Below are 15162 nucleotides of genomic sequence, written 5' to 3'. Positions count from 1 at the left end.
CCGCAACCCCCGCACTCCCCGCCGGCGGCGAAAGTGCCGTTGATTTGGGTCACCAGGTGACTCAGATCTACGGCACTCTGGCAGACCCATCCGAGGATCGGGGCGCGAGCCGACCGCCACGCTAGTCCTGTGCCGGGTTCTCCATGTCGTCGCGACTGAGCAGACCGTCGCGGGCGCGTTGCTCCTGGTACACCAATCGGCCGATGCGGTGGGCGATCACCGGGGCGGTCATCAGCGCGAACAGTCCGGCCAGCACCAGCATGCCGACGTCGACGTGCTGGCCGAGCCGGATCATCGCGCCGATGAGCATCAGCAGCAACCCGAAGGTCTGCGGCTTGGTGGAGGCGTGCATGCGGCTCAGCGTGTCCTTGAACCGCAGCATGCCGATGGCGGTGGTCAGCGCCAACGCGGCACCGAGTACCAGGAACACCGAGGAGATGATGTCGCCGATCATGTCTCGTCGTCCCTCACCCGGAAACGTGCGATGGCCACCGAACCGGTGAAGCTCAACAAGCTCAGCGCGACGATCGCCGGGACCACCGTCGAGTCGCGACTGTAGGCCGCCCAGGCGGCGAGGCCACACATGCACAGGGCGATCATGGTGTCGAGCGCGACCAGCCGATCCAGCGACGACGGTCCGCGCAGCACCCGCACCGTGGTCAACACCGCGGCGATCATCAGCAGCACGCTGACGGTGATCCAGACGTAGGTCATCGGCGGCCCCCGTCGGTCGGTGGCACGTCGGCCACGTCGGCCACGTCGGGGTTGTCGGTCTCGGCGCGACCGATGTCGTGGACCCGGTGGTACTCGTCGTCGAGGCCATGATACGGACTCGGATGCCATTCGCTGTCGCGCTCGAACGCCCGGATGAAGGACCGTTCGACAAACGCGACCTGGTCGTAGAAGGCTTGTACCTTCTTTTCGGTGCGCACGTCGAAGACGTGGATGTAGAGGATGCGTCGTCGGTGGTCGATGTCGAGCACCATGGTGCCGGGGACCAGGTTGAGATAGTCGACGGCCAGCGTCAGCACCATGTCGGATTTGATCGCCACCCGCACCCGGATCACCGCCCCCAGCGGTGGTTTGCCCGGTCTGATCGCCGCCCACGCCACCTGTGCACTGGACACGAAGAAGTCGATGACCAACCGCACCAGGATGACCAGCACCGCGATGGGATGGACCCGGCCTTCCACCGGCACCCGGGGCAGTGGCAGGAGGGTGACGATGGCGATCGCGAGCACCAGGCCCCCGAGGATGTTGGCCCAGGACACGGTGCCCCACAGCAACACCCACACGAAGGTCAGCCAGGCCAGCGTCCACAGTCGGACGGCGACCTCTCGTGAGTCGCTGCCCAACCAACGGGGGATGTGGATGTGCTCGCGCATCCACACGAACACCGTCACCGAATGCCAGAACAGGAACAGCAACGACACTCGGCGGGCGGTGATGATGCGCGACCGCACCGGCACGGGTGAGCGTCCGTCCTGCTGCTGTTCGGGTCCGTCGTTCACCGGTCACCTCCCAGAACCGCCTCGATGTAGATGCCGCGATCGGTGATGTCGGTGGCCGCGCGGTCGGTGAAGCCGAGGATGGGTCCGGCCCACAACGTCAACACCAGGCCTGCGATCACCATGACAGCCGTGGGCAACACCATCCCGGCCGGCATCCGCCCGACGTCGTCGCGGTCGTCGAAGGCGCCGTCGGTGCTCTCGTCGACCAGCGCCGACGGACCTTGATCGGACAGGTCGCCTTCCGGCGCGTCGGCGCGTGGCCGCCAGAAACCCTTGGTCCAGACACGAGCCACCACGTACAAAGTCAGCAGGCTGGTCACCACCGACCCCGCCACGAGCATCCAGGCCAGCACCGATCCGTCCTGGGTGCCGGCCTCGATCAGCGCGACCTTGCCGACAAAACCGGAGAACGGCGGGATGCCGCCAAGGTTGAGCGCCGGTATCAGGAACAGCGCGGCCAGCACCGGACTGGCCATCAGCCCACCGAGCCTACGCAGTGACGACGACCCCGCCTGCCGTTCGATGAGTCCGACGACGAGGAACAGCGTCGTCTGCACCAGGATGTGGTGGGCCACGTAATAAATGGCCGCCGACAACCCGAACTGCGAGGACAACGCGATCCCGAACACCATGTATCCGATGTGGCTGACCAGGGTGAACGACAGCAGACGTTTGATGTCGGACTGCGCGATCGCGCCGAAGATACCGACCAGCATCGTCAGCAGACCGGCGATCATCAGCATCGTGTCCATCGAGCCGCCGGGGAACAGCAGCGTGTGTGCCCGCACGATCGCGTACACACCGACCTTGGTGAGCAGGCCGGCGAAGACGGCGGTGACCGGGGCGGGTGCGGTCGGATATGAGTCGGGCAACCAGCTCGACAACGGAAAGACCGCGGCCTTGATGCCGAACGCCACCAGCAGCACCGCGTAGAGCGCATTGCGGGTGCCGTCGGGGACGTGGTCGAGGCGTGCGGCCATCTCGGCGAGGTTGAGGGTGCCGGTGGTGGCGTAGGCGAACGCGATCCCCGACAGGAAGATCAACGACGACACCATCGACACCATCACGTAGGAGGCGCCGGCCCGGACCCGTTCGGCGCTGGCACCGAGGGTCAGCAGCACGAAGCTCGCCGCCAGCAGCACCTCGAAGGAGACGTAAAGGTTGAACAGGTCGCCGGCGAGGAAGGCATTGCAGACGCCGGCGGTGAGGATCAGGTAGGTGGGCAGGAAGATCGACACCGGCTGATGGGAGGTGCCGTCGCGGATGCCCTGCCCGATGGCGTACACCACCACGCACAGCAGCACGATCGTCGAAACCACCAGCATCAGCGCCGCGAGCTGGTCGACGACCAATGTGATGCCGAGTGGTCCGTTCGGAAATCCCTTGTCGCCCCAGCCGCCGATGGTGACCGCGAAGGTGCCGTACTCGTTGGTCAGATACAGCAGCAGGCACGACGCGATGAACGCGGTGAGGATGGCGCCGACGGTGATCGGGCGTTGGAAGCGTGGGCTGCGACCGCGCAGCAGGGTGAGCGCCGCGGCGATGATCGGCACCAGGGTGGGCAGCACGATCAGTACCGGCACCCACGACGGTTGCGGTGTCATCGGCCACCTCCGTCGCGGTCCGACCCCGAATTCTCGTGTCCGTTGGCGCCCGGCTCGTCGGGGCCGACCTCGTCGATGACGTCGGCGTCCTCGGGCATCAGGTCGGTTTCGATGAGCCCGCGGTGGCGTTCGATGAATTCCTCTCGGGTCAGCGGATTGCCCTCATCGTCGAAGAAATCGCCGGCACTGGTGTCGGCCAGGGTCACCGGGTCGTCGCTGCGGTCGCGGTCGGGCGCGGTCTGCAGCGAACCGGTGGCGATCTTGCGGTCCTCGGGGTCGTCCTCGACGTCCACGTCGTCGCGGTTGATCACGTACAGCCGGTAGACCAGCGCCAGGACGAATGCAGCGATGCCCATCGTGATGACGATCGCGGTGAGGATCATCGCCTGGGCCAGGGGATCGGCGTCGTGGGCGCGGTTCTCCGAGGCCCGCCCCATGATCGGCGGATTGCCCATGCCGCCGGAGACCACCAAAATCAACAGATTGATGGCGTTGCCGCAGAGCAGGAGCCCGAACAGCATCCGGATCAGGCTGCGTTCCATCAGCAGGTAGGCGCCGCAGGCGGCGAGCACGCCGACGACGATCAGGAAACCGAGGTTGATGCTCACCGGCTCACCGCCTCGGCGTCGGCACGGATGGGCATGGGCTGGTTGTCCGCGATGGAGGTCTCGACGTCCAGGCGCGCGCCGAGGCTGCGCAGGACATCGAGGACCAGGCCGACGACGATCAGGTAGATGCCGAGGTCGAAGAACAGGGCCGTCACCAGTTTCACGTCACCGAGCACCGGCAGGGTGATCTCGAAGACCGCCGACGACAGCACGGGCGCACCCAGGAACATCGACGTCACCGCCGTACCCGCGGAGATTGCCAGCCCGGCCCCCAGGACGCGTCCCGGCTCCACCGGCAACGCCTCGCCGAGTTCGTAGCGGCCACCGGCGAGGTAACGCAACACCAGGGCGAGGCCCATGGTGAGCCCGCCGGCGAAGCCGCCGCCCGGCGCGTTGTGCCCGGCGTAGAAGAAGTACACCGACAGCACCACCATCGTCGGGAAGATCAGTCGGGTGGTGGCTTCGAGCACCATCGACCGGTGGCGTGGATCGCGGAAGTCGCTGCCGAGCAGCCATCGGGTGCGGTCGGGCGGGATCGGCTCGTCGACATCCGTGCCGTTGGTGCCCGATTGCAGGCGTGCGGCGTCGGCGACGCGGGGGACCGCGCCGAAGCGGCGGTTGCGGAACACCATCGACGCCACACCGGTCGCGGCGACGATCAGCACACACACCTCGCCGAGGGTGTCCCAGGCGCGGATGTCGACCAGCAGGACGTTGACCGCGTTCGCGCCGTGCCCGAACTCGTAGGCGGCCTCGGGGATGTCGACCTGCACCGGTTGTTCGGAGCGGGCGGCCGCCGCGAACAGTCCGATGACCACGAGGGTGGCGCCGAACGCGATACCGATCAGCGCCCGCAGCGGCTTGAAGCCGGTGGCGTGCCGCGGTTCCGGTTCGGCGGGCAGTTTGCGCAGCACCAGCACGAAGATGACCAGGGTCAGCGTCTCGACCAGGAACTGCGTCAGCGCGAGGTCCGGCGCACCGTAGAGGGCGAACAGCATGCCCGCGCCGTAGCCCGTGAGGCCCACCACCAGGGCTGCGGCGAGCCGGTTGCGCAGGATGATGGCGGCCAGCGCCGACACCGCGATGATGCCGCCGATCACGGCTTGGACCGCCGAGTCGAAACCACGCCACTCCAGCTGGTTGCGGCCACCCCACGCCAGCACCGCGGTCGGCACGATGATCGCGGTGGACAGGATGACGCCCTGGGTGATCGGCAACGACCCGCGCTGGGTGTTGCGGGTCATCATCAGCGACAGGGTGTCGGCGCCGCGCAGCGTCGCATCGTAGATGCGGTCCGCGTTGAGCAACGGCCGGTAGCGGAACAGCTGACCGCGCAGCTGCCGGACGATCAGGAACAGCAGCGCCCCGGCGACCACCACGATGATGGAGAACACGACCGGCAGACCGAAGCCGTGCCACATGGCGAGATGCTCGAGTTCGTGGCCGTAGGCGGGCAGTGTCTCGGCGTACGGCTCGAACAGCGGGCCGATCTGGGAACTCAGCAAACCGGCCACCACACCGGCGGCGGCGAGGACGACGGGCGCGAAGTAGAACGGCGCGCCTGGCGGGTGCATATTGGCCACGGCCGGACTCGGGGTGGCGCGCACCTTGCGTCCGAAGGCGCCCCACAGGAAGCGGCAGGTGTAGGCGAAGGTAATCACCGACCCGACGAGCAGGACGATGTCGATGGTCTCCGACTGCCAGGGAAGGTAGGCGCCGGAGTCCCACACCGACGCGAAGGCGGTCTCCTTACCGACGAAGCCGATGGTGAACGGCAAGCCGGCCATGCTGGCACCGGCGACGGCCGCGGTGAGCGCGAGGACAGGTAGCCGTTGTCCGAGTCGCGCGAGCTTGCGGATGTCGCGGGTGCCGGTGGAGTGGTCGATGATGCCGACGACCATGAACAGCGACGCCTTGAACAGGGCATGGGCCACCAGCATCGCCATGCCGGCCATCGCCACGTTGGCGTCGCCGATACCGACGAGGACCGCCAGGAATCCCAGCTGGGACACGGTGCCGAAGGCGAGGACGAGTTTGAGGTCGAGTTCGCGCAGGGAGCGCCAGCCACCCAACACCATGGTGATCATGCCGAGCACCACCACGGTGACGTGCCAGCTCGGGGTTTCGGAGAACGCCGGTGCCAGCCGCGCGATCAGGTAGATACCCGCCTTCACCATCGCCGCCGCGTGGAGGTAGGCGCTGACCGGAGTGGGCGCGGCCATCGCGCCGGGCAGCCAGAAGTGGAACGGCACGATCGCCGATTTGCTGAGCGCGCCGATCAACAGCAGGACGACCGCGGTGTCGACGTAGACCCCGGCGGCCGGTGGGCTGGTGAGCAGGTCGGACAGCAGGTAGCTGCCGGTGCGTTCGCCGAGCATGATGATGCCGACCAGCATGGCCAGACCGCCGGCGGTGGTGACCAGCAACGCCTGGGTGGCGGCTCGACGGGCCGTCGCACGGATGCCGTAGAAGCCGACCAGCATGAACGACAAGACGGTGGTCAGCTCCCAGAACACGTAGAGCACCAGCATGTTGTCGCTGACGACGAGGCCGAACATGGCCGCGGCGAATGCGATCATCTCGCCGCCGAAGACGGCGACCCGGGGACGGGCGTCGTCGAAGTAGCGGGCGCAATAGCAGAGCACCAGCGCACCGACACCGAGGATGAGGACCGACAGGATCGCGCTGAGGGTGTCGAAGCGGGTGACGATGTCCATCTGCAGGACCGGTACCCACTCTATGGTCTCCACCCGGGGTGGTTCGCCGGCAGTCGGCCAGTTCAGGATCACCCAGATGAGTGCGCCGGCGGGGGCAAGGGCGAGGACATAGAAGCCGCGCGTGCCCAGCCACTTGATCACCGGGGGTGCACAGAGCGCGCTGAGCGCGAGCGCAACCAGTACACCGATCAAGTGGGCACACCGTCTTTCAACTGTTGGGCGGGGTGTCACGGGCATCGCCCGCGTCGACTACTTTACCGTTGCGAACATGAACCGCTTCGACAGGATGGTGTCGGTGCTGGTGGCCGGGATCGCACTGATCGCACTTCTCGCCGCGTGTAGTGGGGTCGAGGAGGATCGTCCGCCCGGTGCCGCCTTACCGCAGGATTTCCCGGTTGCGCAGGTCCCGCTCGTGGAGGGCACGGTGCTGACCGCCGACGGCACCCGCGCCGACGGGTGGGCGGTCACCGTGCAGGGCGCGGCCGGTGCGGGCAACATCCTCGACGCCGCGGTGTCCACTCTCACCGATGCCGGGTTCACCGAGTCGCAGCGCACCACCGAGGGCGGTCAGCGGGTGGTGGTGCTGTCCGCGACCAAGGACGCCACCGACTACTGGGTGCAGGTCGGCAGTACCCCTGGCGCCGCCGGTGGGCCGGGGTCGGTGTTTTATCAGGTCTCTGTGGAGTGATGTCCCCTGGTGCCTGAGGAATCCCGGAGCTTGCGGAGGGCCGCCCTACCTGGTGCCTGAGGAATCCCGGAGCTTGCGGAGGGATGTCACGAAGGCACGATCGCCCGACCTCACAGCCAACTGACAGTCTCGCGGCAGTCCGCTGACAGACCCCGTCCGCACCGTGGATGTCACTTTTCACGTCCACGAAAGCGAGACGACGATGTCCACACCCCACCCGACGACCGACGCGACGAACACCGAGGCTCCCCGCGACCTGCGACAACCACAGGATCCGCAGCCGACCGATCGCCCCGACGTCGCGGCACAGCACAACGCCCCGACCGAACCGATCACACAGGCCGGTACGGTGCCGCCGAACGGCCCGTACCCGCCGTACGCCGGCCCACCGCCGATGTATCCGAATCAGCCGGTGCCGCCGAACCAGGCGAATGGCGTCAGCGACAAGGTGCGCAACGCGGTCATCGCCGGCGGCATCGGGGTTGCGGTGGTGTTCGGTCTCATCGGGTTCGGCGCCGGTTACGTCGTCGGCGACTCATCGTCATCGAATCAGGGGCCGGGTATGAACATGCAGCGCGGCGGCGGTTTCGGCGGGTCGGGCGGCTTCGGTCAGATGCCCGGCGGACAGGGCGGCACGGGCCAGATGCCCGGTCAGCAGGGGCAGATGCCGGGCCAGCAGGGGCAGGTACCGGGACAACAAGGCCAACTTCCCGGTCAGGACGGGCAGACCACGACCCCCAGCACGGAGAGCGGGACTGGGGCCTGAACCGAGTGAGGTGAACGTTGCGGATATCGGCACGTTCACCTCACTGCGCGGCGGGTCACTCCACCCGTCGCTGCGCGAACGCCTGTAGGTTCGCCACCTGTGCGGCATCCAGCGACGGCCGCACCCGACCGCGGGCGTCGGCGATGTCGTCGGGGCCGACGGTCGCGGCGTCGATATCGCGCCGCATCGCCGACAACGCGGCCTCACGAAGCAGCGCCGAACAGTCGGCGGCCGAGTAACCATCCAGATCGTCGGCGAGCGCCGTGAGGTCGACGCCGTCGGCCAACGGCACGTTGCGACCTGACGCCCGCAGGATGTCGGCGCGCGCCGCGGCGTCGGGTGGTGGGACGAACACCAGTCGTTCAAGCCGTCCGGGGCGCAGCAGTGCAGGGTCGATCAGATCGGGGCGGTTGGTGGCGCCGAGCACCACTACGTCCTGCAGCGGTTCGACGCCGTCGAGTTCGGTGAGCAGCGCCGCCACCACCCGGTCGCCGACACCTGAGTCGCTGGACTGTCCGCGACGCGGGGCCAGCGCGTCGATCTCGTCAAGAAAGATCAGCGACGGCGCCGACTCGCGGGCGCGGGCGAACAGATCCCGCACCGCTTTCTCCGACGACCCGACCCACTTGTCCATCAGTTCCGCACCCTTGACGGTGTGCACCGACAGCCGGCCCGAGGCGGCCAGCGCTCGCACCACGAACGTCTTGCCGCAGCCGGGTGGTCCGAACAGCAATACTCCGCGCGGCGGGGCGACACCGAGGCGGGTGAAAGTGTCGGGATGCTGCAGCGGCCACAGCACCGCCTCGGTGAGTGCCTGCTTGGTCTCGACCATGTCGCCGACCTCGTCGAGCGTGATCGACCCGACCGCGACCTCCGGGGAGTCCAGCCGCGACACCGGGCGGATGACCGCCAGCGCACCCAGCAGATCGTCGGTCCGCAGCGCCGGTTCCGGCCGTTCCTCGTCGTCCGCCGAGGTCACCCGGGCCGCGGCGCGCAACGCGGCCTCGCGGGCCAGGGCGGCGAGATCACCGGCGACGAAACCGGGTGTGCGGGTGGCGATCAGGTCAAGGTCGAGATGACCCTCGGTGGGTACGTCGGCGAGAATGACGCCAAGCAGTCGGGCACGCGTCGACGAGTCGGGTAGTCCGACGATGAGTTCGCGATCGCACAGGGCAGGGTCGCGCAGGCGGCTGTCGAGGCGGACGGCTTCCCCGGTGGTCGCGATCAGTGCGACACGGCCGCCGCCGACCGTGGCACGCAGTTCGTCCAGGATCAAGGTGGACACCGGGTCGGCGGCCGCGGATTCCCGGGGTGCGGGCAGGAGGGCGTCGACGTCGGTGATCATCAGCACCCCGCCCGTCTCGGCGAGGTCGGCGATCGCCGACCGCACCGCAGCCAGGCGGGCCCCGCTCTCCAACGCCCCGACCGTCGGGCCGTCCACCACGGTCAGCGGTCGCTCCGCGCACACCGAACGCACCAGGGTGGCCTTGCCGCCGCCGGGCGGCCCGGTGATCAGCACCCCGAGGCGCGGCGCGGCACCGAGGGTGTGCAGAACCTCGGGTTCGTCGAGGGTGATCGACAGCCATTCGGTCAGCCGGGCCACCTGGGTGTCCACGCCCACCAGCGTCGACACCGGGCGCACCAGCGGCCCGGTCGACGCGCGGTGCGACACCACGCCCATCGACGTCGTCGACCGCGCCGCCGTCGGCTCCAGCGGTGCGCTCGCGGCGAATCCCAGTGCCGTGGACGGCGGGGGCGTCGGCGCAGATGTGCCACCGGTGCCACGTTCACCCGCCCACATCACAGCCGTGTTGGTCTGCACGCTCACGGGCCCGTCGGGTTCGGTAGCCGAGACCGTCACCAATTCGTTGGTCCAGGTGATCCCCACTGACACCGCCAGCGCACGGGTGGCCGGCGTCGCGGTCAGTTCGGGACCGAGGTCGCGGGGCAGCAATGAGACCGAGTCGCCCACCGAGACGACCTTGCCCAGCAGTGCGCGCCGCAACGTGGGTTCGTCGACCTGTCCGGCGGCCAATGCCGAGCCGGACACGGTCACCTGTCCGGCGCCGTGCACCGTCACCGGCGCCACCACCACCGATGCGTTCTCCCGGATGCCGGCGTTGGCGAACGTGATGTCGTCGAGCAATGCGGTGCCCGGCGGGGTGTCCGGGCCGGCCGTGGCGAGGACCGCAGCGGTGACGCGGGCACCGGTGATCGACGCGGCATCCCATTCGCGCAGGCCCAGCGCAGCGAGCACTTCTGGATGCACCCGGACGATCCCGCGGCGCGCCTCACCCGCGGCGGGATTGACCCGTGCGGTCAGCGTCAGCTGGACGTGGCCGGCCATCAGCGCTCCTCGACGTCGTGGCCCTGGTCTACACCGGAGGCCGTGGGCTCGATCGTCCCGGTCGGGCGGCGCAAGCCCAGCCGAGCCTGCGACCGGTTCGTTGACGTCAATCGCGGGCGTCGGGGCTGTGAGCGGGCCATCGCGCGCCGTTCGGCCCGACGTTCCGACGGGTGCGCCTCCCAGTGTTCGGGTCTCGATGCCACCCAGCGCTGATTGCGCCAGGCGAAGGGGATGTGCAGCAGATATCCGCCGATCGCGATGAGCATCAGGGTGTAGGGGAACGTCAGCAGCAGAGCGGCGCCGATCGCGACGACGATCAACAATCCGGCCAATGCACGCGGTGGAATCGACGCGGTCTTCAGCGACGCGGTCGGGATGCGGCTGACCGCGAGGAAAGCCACGAACACCAGCCACCCGCCGACCACGGGCAGCGACGTCCACCAGCCAGACCCGAACTGCTGGGACAGCCCGACCGGCAGCAGGGCGATGATCGCCGCGGCCGGGGCCGGGACACCGACGAAGAAGTCGCGGGTGTACCCGGGCGCCTCGTCGTCGTCGATCAGCGTGTTGAAGCGAGCCAGCCGCAACACGATCGCGCAGCAGTAGATCAGCGCGAACGCCCAGCCGATGTCCTTGTCGGGCGTCAGATACAGGTAGACGATCAGCGCGGGTACCACGCCGAAGTTGATCGCGTCGGCCAGCGAATCGATCTCCGCCCCGATCCGGGTGGTCGCCCCCATCATCCGGGCGACACGGCCGTCGATGCCGTCGAGGAGTGCGGCCGCCACGACCAGACCCATCGCCGCATCGATCTGACCTGCGTCGGTGACCCGAACCGCGGTGAGACCCGCGCAGATCGCCAGGATCGTGAGCGCCGACGGCACGAAGAGTCGTCCGGCGGCAGCCTGACCGCGCAATCCGGTGCGCTCGGGTGCGGCTGCGGTGGACACGGTGGTGCGTGCGCCTCGCGTCGGATGCGCGCTCGGCGTTCGGTGGGAACTCGGTGTTCGGTGGGGAGTCGGACGTTCGGACCTGCGGGCGGGAGGCATGCGATCAGCCGAGCGTCGCGAGCAGGGTTTCGCCGCCCACTGCGCGCTGGCCGACCCGGACGTTCGGAATCGTGCCTGCGGGCAGGTAGACGTCGACGCGGGAGCCGAATCGGATCAGGCCGTAGGTGTCGGCGATGGCCAGCTCGTCGCCGACGACGGGTTCGCACACGATGCGCCGCGCGATGAGTCCCGCGATCTGGACGACGGCGACGTCGTGGACGGTCTGGCCGACCGGGCAGCGCAACGTCATCGTGGACCGCTCGTTGACCGAACTGGCCTCGGGTAGATCGGCGGAGACGAAGGCGCCGGGTGTGTGCGTCACCGACGTCACCCGACCGGCCACCGGTACGCGCTGGACGTGTACGTCGAAGATGGACAAGAAGGTCGACACGCGGGGCAGCGGCTCATCGCCGAGGCCCGACTCCGGTGGCGGCACAGCCGCGTCGACCAGGGAGATGGTGCCGTCGGCGGGGGCGACGACCGCGCCCGCGTCGGCGGGCGGCACGCGTCGTGGATGCCGGAAGAACAGCGCACAAGCCGCTGCGGTGAGTGCGGCAGGCCGGGCGATCCACGGATGGCGTCTGCCGAGGAAGGCGACAGTGGCCGGTCCCACCACGAAGGGGATACCCGCCGAATGCACCGGGGGAATGGTCTCCCGCGCGAGGTCGACGAGATGTCCTGGTCCGCTGCGCGTTCCGTTCGGCCGCGGGCGCCTGGCCAACATCAACCTCCTGCTAGTCGACTGGGCACATGCGATGTCACGGCCCGCTCGCCCCAGCTTAGAGTGTCGAGCCCGTCGGTCAGCGTGACGGCGGCCCGCTGCGAGCACGTCACAGCTCGATCACCTGGACGGATGTACCCTCGCTGACCGCATCGACATCCTCGGGAATGTCGATCAGTGCGTTCGCCTGCGCCAGATAGCGCAGGTGATGGGAGGCCGGTGGGCCGATGGGGTCGACAACCGCGCCGGTGTCGTCGCTGCGCAGCACTCCGCGCATGAACTGTCGCTTGCCGGCCGGCGACACCACGTCGGCGCTCAGCCGGGCCGTTCGGATCGGACGGTCCTCCGGCAGCCCCATCGCCGCGCGCAGCGCGGGCCGGATGAACATCTCGAACGACACCAGCGAACTCACCGGGTTGCCGGGCAGCGTGATGATCGGTACGCGGCGACCGTCGGGCCCGGGGTAGTGGCCGCAGCCCTGCGGCATGCCGGGCTGCATCGCGACCTTCACGAACTCGATGTCGTCGCTGTCGGTGAGCGCATCCTTGACCACCTCGAAAGCGCCCGCACTGACCCCGCCCGAGGTGATGATGACGTCGGCCCAGCCGCTGATCTCGTCGAGCCGGGTGCGGAACGCGTCGACGTCGTCGGTCACGTAGTGCAGGTGGGTGGCCTCGGCGCCGGCTTCGGTGGCCGCCGCGGTCAGCATCGGCCCATTGGATTCGTAGATCTGTCCGTGGCTCAGCGGCTGACCGGGGGTGACGAGTTCGGAGCCGGTCGAGAGCACCACCACGCGCAGCCGCCGGAACACCACGACCTCGGTGATTCCCAGCGCGGCGAGCAGGCCGACCTGAGGTGCACCGATCCGGGTGCCGGCGGCAATGGCGGGCCGGCCGGCCTCGATGTCGGAACCGGCGCGACGGATGTGCTTGCCAGCGGGGATCGAGGAGCGGATCGTCACCTGGTCCACGCCGCCGTCGGTCATCTCCACCGGCACCACGGCATCGGCGTCGGCGGGCATCGGCGCACCCGTCATGATGCGATGCGCCGTGCCGGGGGTCAGCGCCAGCCGGTCGGTGCGTCCCGCGGGTATGTCTTCGGCGACCGGCAGTGTCACCGGTGATTGCTCGGTGGCGGAGGAGATCTCGCCGGCACGCACGGCGTAGCCGTCCATTGCCGAGTTGTCGAAGCCGGGCAACGCCGACGACGCGAGGATCTCGGTGGTCGTGACGGCGCCGAGCGCAGCGGCCACCGGCACGGTCTCGGGCACGGGGTCGCCGAAGAGTGCGGCGACGACGGCCTGGTGGTCGGACACCGATCGCATGCGCTCAGCATGCCATCTCGCGTTGGCCGGCCGTGCAGGGTGCCGTCGACGGGACTAGATTCAAACACCATGGCGCTCGGTTTGCTGCTCGACATCGACGGGGTGATGGTCACCTCGTGGAAGGCGCTGCCGGGAGCGGTCGACGCGGTCGCGAAACTGTACGAGCGGGGTTATCCGCGCATGTTCCTGACCAACACCACCTCGCGGTCGCGGGGTGACATCGCCGAGGCGCTCAACGCGTGTGGCTTCGAGGTGTCCCCCGAGGAGATCCTCACCGCCGCCAAGCTCACTGCCGAGTATCTGACCGCGAACCACCCCGGCAAGCGGGTCTGGGTGCTCAACGAGGGACCCATCGCCGAAGACATGACGGGTGTGGAGCTCACCGACGACCCCGCGTCGGCCGAAGTCGTGGTGCTCGGCGGCGCCGGACCGGTGTTCGATCACCGGTCACTGTCCCAGGTGCTCGAATCGATGGTCAGCGGTGTGCCGGTGGTGGCCATGCATCGGTCGATGACATGGTCGACGGCCGGGGGGCTCAGCATCGACACCGGCGTCTACCTCGAGGGACTGGAGAAAGCCGCCGGGCGCAAGATCAAGGCGATCGGCAAACCGTCCCCGCTCGGCTTCCGTGCCGCCGTTGACCTGATGCAGCTCGAACCAAACCAGGTGATCATGGTCGGCGACGACATGCACAACGACGTCCTCGGTGCGCAGGCCGCCGCGCTGATCGGTGTGCTGGTGCGTACCGGTAAGTTCCGGGACGAGGCGTTGCGAGCGCTACAACGCGACGAATTCGGGCCGGTGCCCGACCACGTGATCGATTCGGTGGCCGACCTGCCCGCGCTGGTGCAGAAGTTGGCGGAGCAATAGCCGCCCTGGCGTCCGTTCTCGTCGTCGTCGTCGCCCTGGCGTCCGGTCTCTCCGTCTGCTGGTCGAGTAGTCCCGACCGCTCTTTCTGCTGGTCGAGTAGTTCCGAGCCGCTCTTTCTGCTGGTCGAGTAGTCCCGAGCCGCTAGGCGAGGGACGTATCGAGACCAGTTGCGCGAGAAGCGGTCTCGATACACCCCCTCGCCTAGCGGCTCGGCGGCTACTCGACCAGCGAATGAAGGGCGCTCGACCAGCGAATGAAGGGCGCTCGACCAGCGAATGAAGGGCGCTCGACCAGCGAATGAAGGGCGCTCGACCAGCGGTGTATGCCCGTCACCTAGCGGCAAAAGGCTTCCAGCGAGGGCCGACTACCTGCTCAGGCAGCGCGCGCTGCCGACGCCTCGGCTTCGCGCTTGATCTTGCCGAGGGTCTCGGCCATCCCGAGCTTGAGTTCGGCCTCGAAGTTGGCGGTACCACCCATGGCCTTGTCCACCAGGAACGACGACACAGCAGTGGTGCCGTTGCCGACCTCCCGCTTCTCGATCAGCGTCACACCGTTGTCCGTGGGCTCGATGGTGTAACTCCACACGGTGCGGTTCTCGGCGACGCGGAACGCGAGTTCACGGTTGGGGGCGAACCGGACCACCTTCGACGTGGTCGGCCACACGAGCGGGCCGCGACGGTTGATGTTGATGGTCTTGGTGCCCAGGCCCACGGCACCGCCGCGGATGATCATCTTCTTGCACTGCGGGCTCCACTCGCCCATGCGCTTGAGGTCGGAGATCACCGCCCAGACGTCCTCGGCAGAGGCGTTGATGACGATGGATTCTTCGATCAGGGGCGCGGCCATGCTGTTTCTCCTCGGTGAGTGGCTAAGCGATTGCCACGAGACTAAGAGCTTGTTGTCTGGTGGTCAATAGGCAATTGTCTCCGAGTCAATAGTGGGCGGATGGCTTCTCTG

Annotated in this window: 14 protein-coding genes; 3 read left to right on the top strand and 11 right to left on the bottom strand. The window is 68.3% G+C overall.

The features are described 5' to 3' along the window. Positions 1-121: 121 nt before the first annotated feature. The 6 genes from mnhG to ACIGKQ_RS05730 are packed head-to-tail and all read right to left on the bottom strand — an operon-like array spanning position 122 to position 6632. Positions 122-454, bottom strand: coding sequence for a monovalent cation/H(+) antiporter subunit G (mnhG, locus tag ACIGKQ_RS05755; protein ID WP_235726154.1), 333 nt, complete (start codon positions 452-454; stop codon positions 122-124). Next, the gene (locus tag ACIGKQ_RS05750; protein WP_235726150.1) at positions 451-714 is read right to left on the bottom strand and encodes a monovalent cation/H+ antiporter complex subunit F; all 264 of its coding nucleotides are present in this window, start codon (positions 712-714) and stop codon (positions 451-453) included. Before ACIGKQ_RS05750 ends, mnhG begins: the two co-directional genes overlap by 4 nt. After that, the gene (locus tag ACIGKQ_RS05745) at positions 711-1511 is read right to left on the bottom strand and encodes a Na+/H+ antiporter subunit E (RefSeq protein ID WP_396572679.1); all 801 of its coding nucleotides are present in this window, start codon (positions 1509-1511) and stop codon (positions 711-713) included. The genes ACIGKQ_RS05750 and ACIGKQ_RS05745 overlap by 4 nt, the downstream gene beginning before the upstream one ends. Further along, positions 1508-3115 carry a Na+/H+ antiporter subunit D gene (locus ACIGKQ_RS05740; RefSeq protein ID WP_266060869.1) on the bottom strand — a complete coding sequence of 536 codons (1608 nt, stop codon included), beginning with the start codon at positions 3113-3115 and terminating at the stop codon, positions 1508-1510. Before ACIGKQ_RS05740 ends, ACIGKQ_RS05745 begins: the two co-directional genes overlap by 4 nt. Then, positions 3112-3723, bottom strand: coding sequence for a Na(+)/H(+) antiporter subunit C (locus tag ACIGKQ_RS05735; RefSeq protein WP_235726145.1), 612 nt, complete (start codon positions 3721-3723; stop codon positions 3112-3114). The genes ACIGKQ_RS05740 and ACIGKQ_RS05735 overlap by 4 nt, the downstream gene beginning before the upstream one ends. Continuing rightward, positions 3720-6632 carry a Na+/H+ antiporter subunit A gene (locus ACIGKQ_RS05730; protein WP_396572677.1) on the bottom strand — a complete coding sequence of 971 codons (2913 nt, stop codon included), beginning with the start codon at positions 6630-6632 and terminating at the stop codon, positions 3720-3722. The genes ACIGKQ_RS05735 and ACIGKQ_RS05730 overlap by 4 nt, the downstream gene beginning before the upstream one ends. Positions 6633-6708: 76 nt before the next feature. Between ACIGKQ_RS05730 and ACIGKQ_RS05725 the strand changes: the two genes are divergently transcribed. Next, positions 6709-7128 (top strand): hypothetical protein, encoded by a 420-nt coding sequence (locus ACIGKQ_RS05725; RefSeq protein WP_235726143.1) that lies wholly within the window; start codon positions 6709-6711, stop codon positions 7126-7128. A gap of 202 nt (positions 7129-7330) precedes the next feature. Further along, the gene (locus tag ACIGKQ_RS05720; protein WP_396572675.1) at positions 7331-7894 is read left to right on the top strand and encodes a hypothetical protein; all 564 of its coding nucleotides are present in this window, start codon (positions 7331-7333) and stop codon (positions 7892-7894) included. A gap of 55 nt (positions 7895-7949) precedes the next feature. Here the strand turns inward: ACIGKQ_RS05720 and ACIGKQ_RS05715 are convergent, their stop codons facing one another. The 4 genes from ACIGKQ_RS05715 to glp all read right to left on the bottom strand — a co-directional run bounded on the left by ACIGKQ_RS05715 (position 7950) and on the right by glp (position 13335). Next, complete coding sequence (locus ACIGKQ_RS05715) at positions 7950-10241, bottom strand: AAA family ATPase (protein WP_396572673.1); 2292 nt, start codon at positions 10239-10241, stop codon at positions 7950-7952. Beyond that, a complete protein-coding gene (locus tag ACIGKQ_RS05710; protein ID WP_372475449.1) occupies positions 10241-11191 on the bottom strand; it encodes a phosphatidylcholine/phosphatidylserine synthase in 951 nt (316 codons plus the stop codon). The genes ACIGKQ_RS05715 and ACIGKQ_RS05710 overlap by 1 nt, the downstream gene beginning before the upstream one ends. 103 nt (positions 11192-11294) lie before the next feature. Then, complete coding sequence (locus ACIGKQ_RS05705; RefSeq protein ID WP_396572870.1) at positions 11295-12011, bottom strand: phosphatidylserine decarboxylase; 717 nt, start codon at positions 12009-12011, stop codon at positions 11295-11297. A 109-nt stretch (positions 12012-12120) separates the two neighbouring features. Then, positions 12121-13335: a gephyrin-like molybdotransferase Glp gene (gene glp / locus ACIGKQ_RS05700; protein WP_396572670.1), complete on the bottom strand. Its 1215-nt coding sequence runs from the start codon at positions 13333-13335 to the stop codon at positions 12121-12123. Between the two features lie 69 nt (positions 13336-13404). On the opposite strand from glp, the gene ACIGKQ_RS05695 reads away from it, so the two are divergent. Next, the gene (locus tag ACIGKQ_RS05695) at positions 13405-14205 is read left to right on the top strand and encodes an HAD-IIA family hydrolase (RefSeq protein ID WP_235726136.1); all 801 of its coding nucleotides are present in this window, start codon (positions 13405-13407) and stop codon (positions 14203-14205) included. A 372-nt stretch (positions 14206-14577) separates the two neighbouring features. On the opposite strand, the gene ACIGKQ_RS05690 is transcribed toward ACIGKQ_RS05695, so the two are convergent. Further along, a complete protein-coding gene (locus ACIGKQ_RS05690) occupies positions 14578-15051 on the bottom strand; it encodes an SRPBCC family protein (RefSeq protein WP_266060293.1) in 474 nt (157 codons plus the stop codon). Positions 15052-15162: the final 111 nt, after the last annotated feature.

The organism is Gordonia sp. NPDC062954 (assembly GCF_044543825.1).
Lineage (GTDB): Bacteria > Actinomycetota > Actinomycetes > Mycobacteriales > Mycobacteriaceae > Gordonia > Gordonia tangerina.
The sequence above is the reverse complement of the archived record's forward strand: the minus strand, read 5'-3'. Positions and strand labels throughout refer to the sequence as shown.

What these genes read in the sequence shown, in the direction of transcription:
- mnhG (WP_235726154.1), bottom strand. Translation starts at nt 454, where the DNA reads ATGATCGGCGACATCATCTCCTCGGTGTTCCTGGTACTCGGTGCCGCG.
- ACIGKQ_RS05720 (WP_396572675.1), top strand. Translation starts at nt 7,331, where the DNA reads ATGTCCACACCCCACCCGACGACCGACGCGACGAACACCGAGGCTCCC.
- ACIGKQ_RS05725 (WP_235726143.1), top strand. Translation starts at nt 6,709, where the DNA reads ATGAACCGCTTCGACAGGATGGTGTCGGTGCTGGTGGCCGGGATCGCA.
- ACIGKQ_RS05715 (WP_396572673.1), bottom strand. Translation starts at nt 10,241, where the DNA reads ATGGCCGGCCACGTCCAGCTGACGCTGACCGCACGGGTCAATCCCGCC.
- ACIGKQ_RS05740 (WP_266060869.1), bottom strand. Translation starts at nt 3,115, where the DNA reads ATGACACCGCAACCGTCGTGGGTGCCGGTACTGATCGTGCTGCCCACC.
- glp (WP_396572670.1), bottom strand. Translation starts at nt 13,335, where the DNA reads ATGCGATCGGTGTCCGACCACCAGGCCGTCGTCGCCGCACTCTTCGGC.
- ACIGKQ_RS05695 (WP_235726136.1), top strand. Translation starts at nt 13,405, where the DNA reads ATGGCGCTCGGTTTGCTGCTCGACATCGACGGGGTGATGGTCACCTCG.
- ACIGKQ_RS05690 (WP_266060293.1), bottom strand. Translation starts at nt 15,051, where the DNA reads ATGGCCGCGCCCCTGATCGAAGAATCCATCGTCATCAACGCCTCTGCC.
- ACIGKQ_RS05750 (WP_235726150.1), bottom strand. Translation starts at nt 714, where the DNA reads ATGACCTACGTCTGGATCACCGTCAGCGTGCTGCTGATGATCGCCGCG.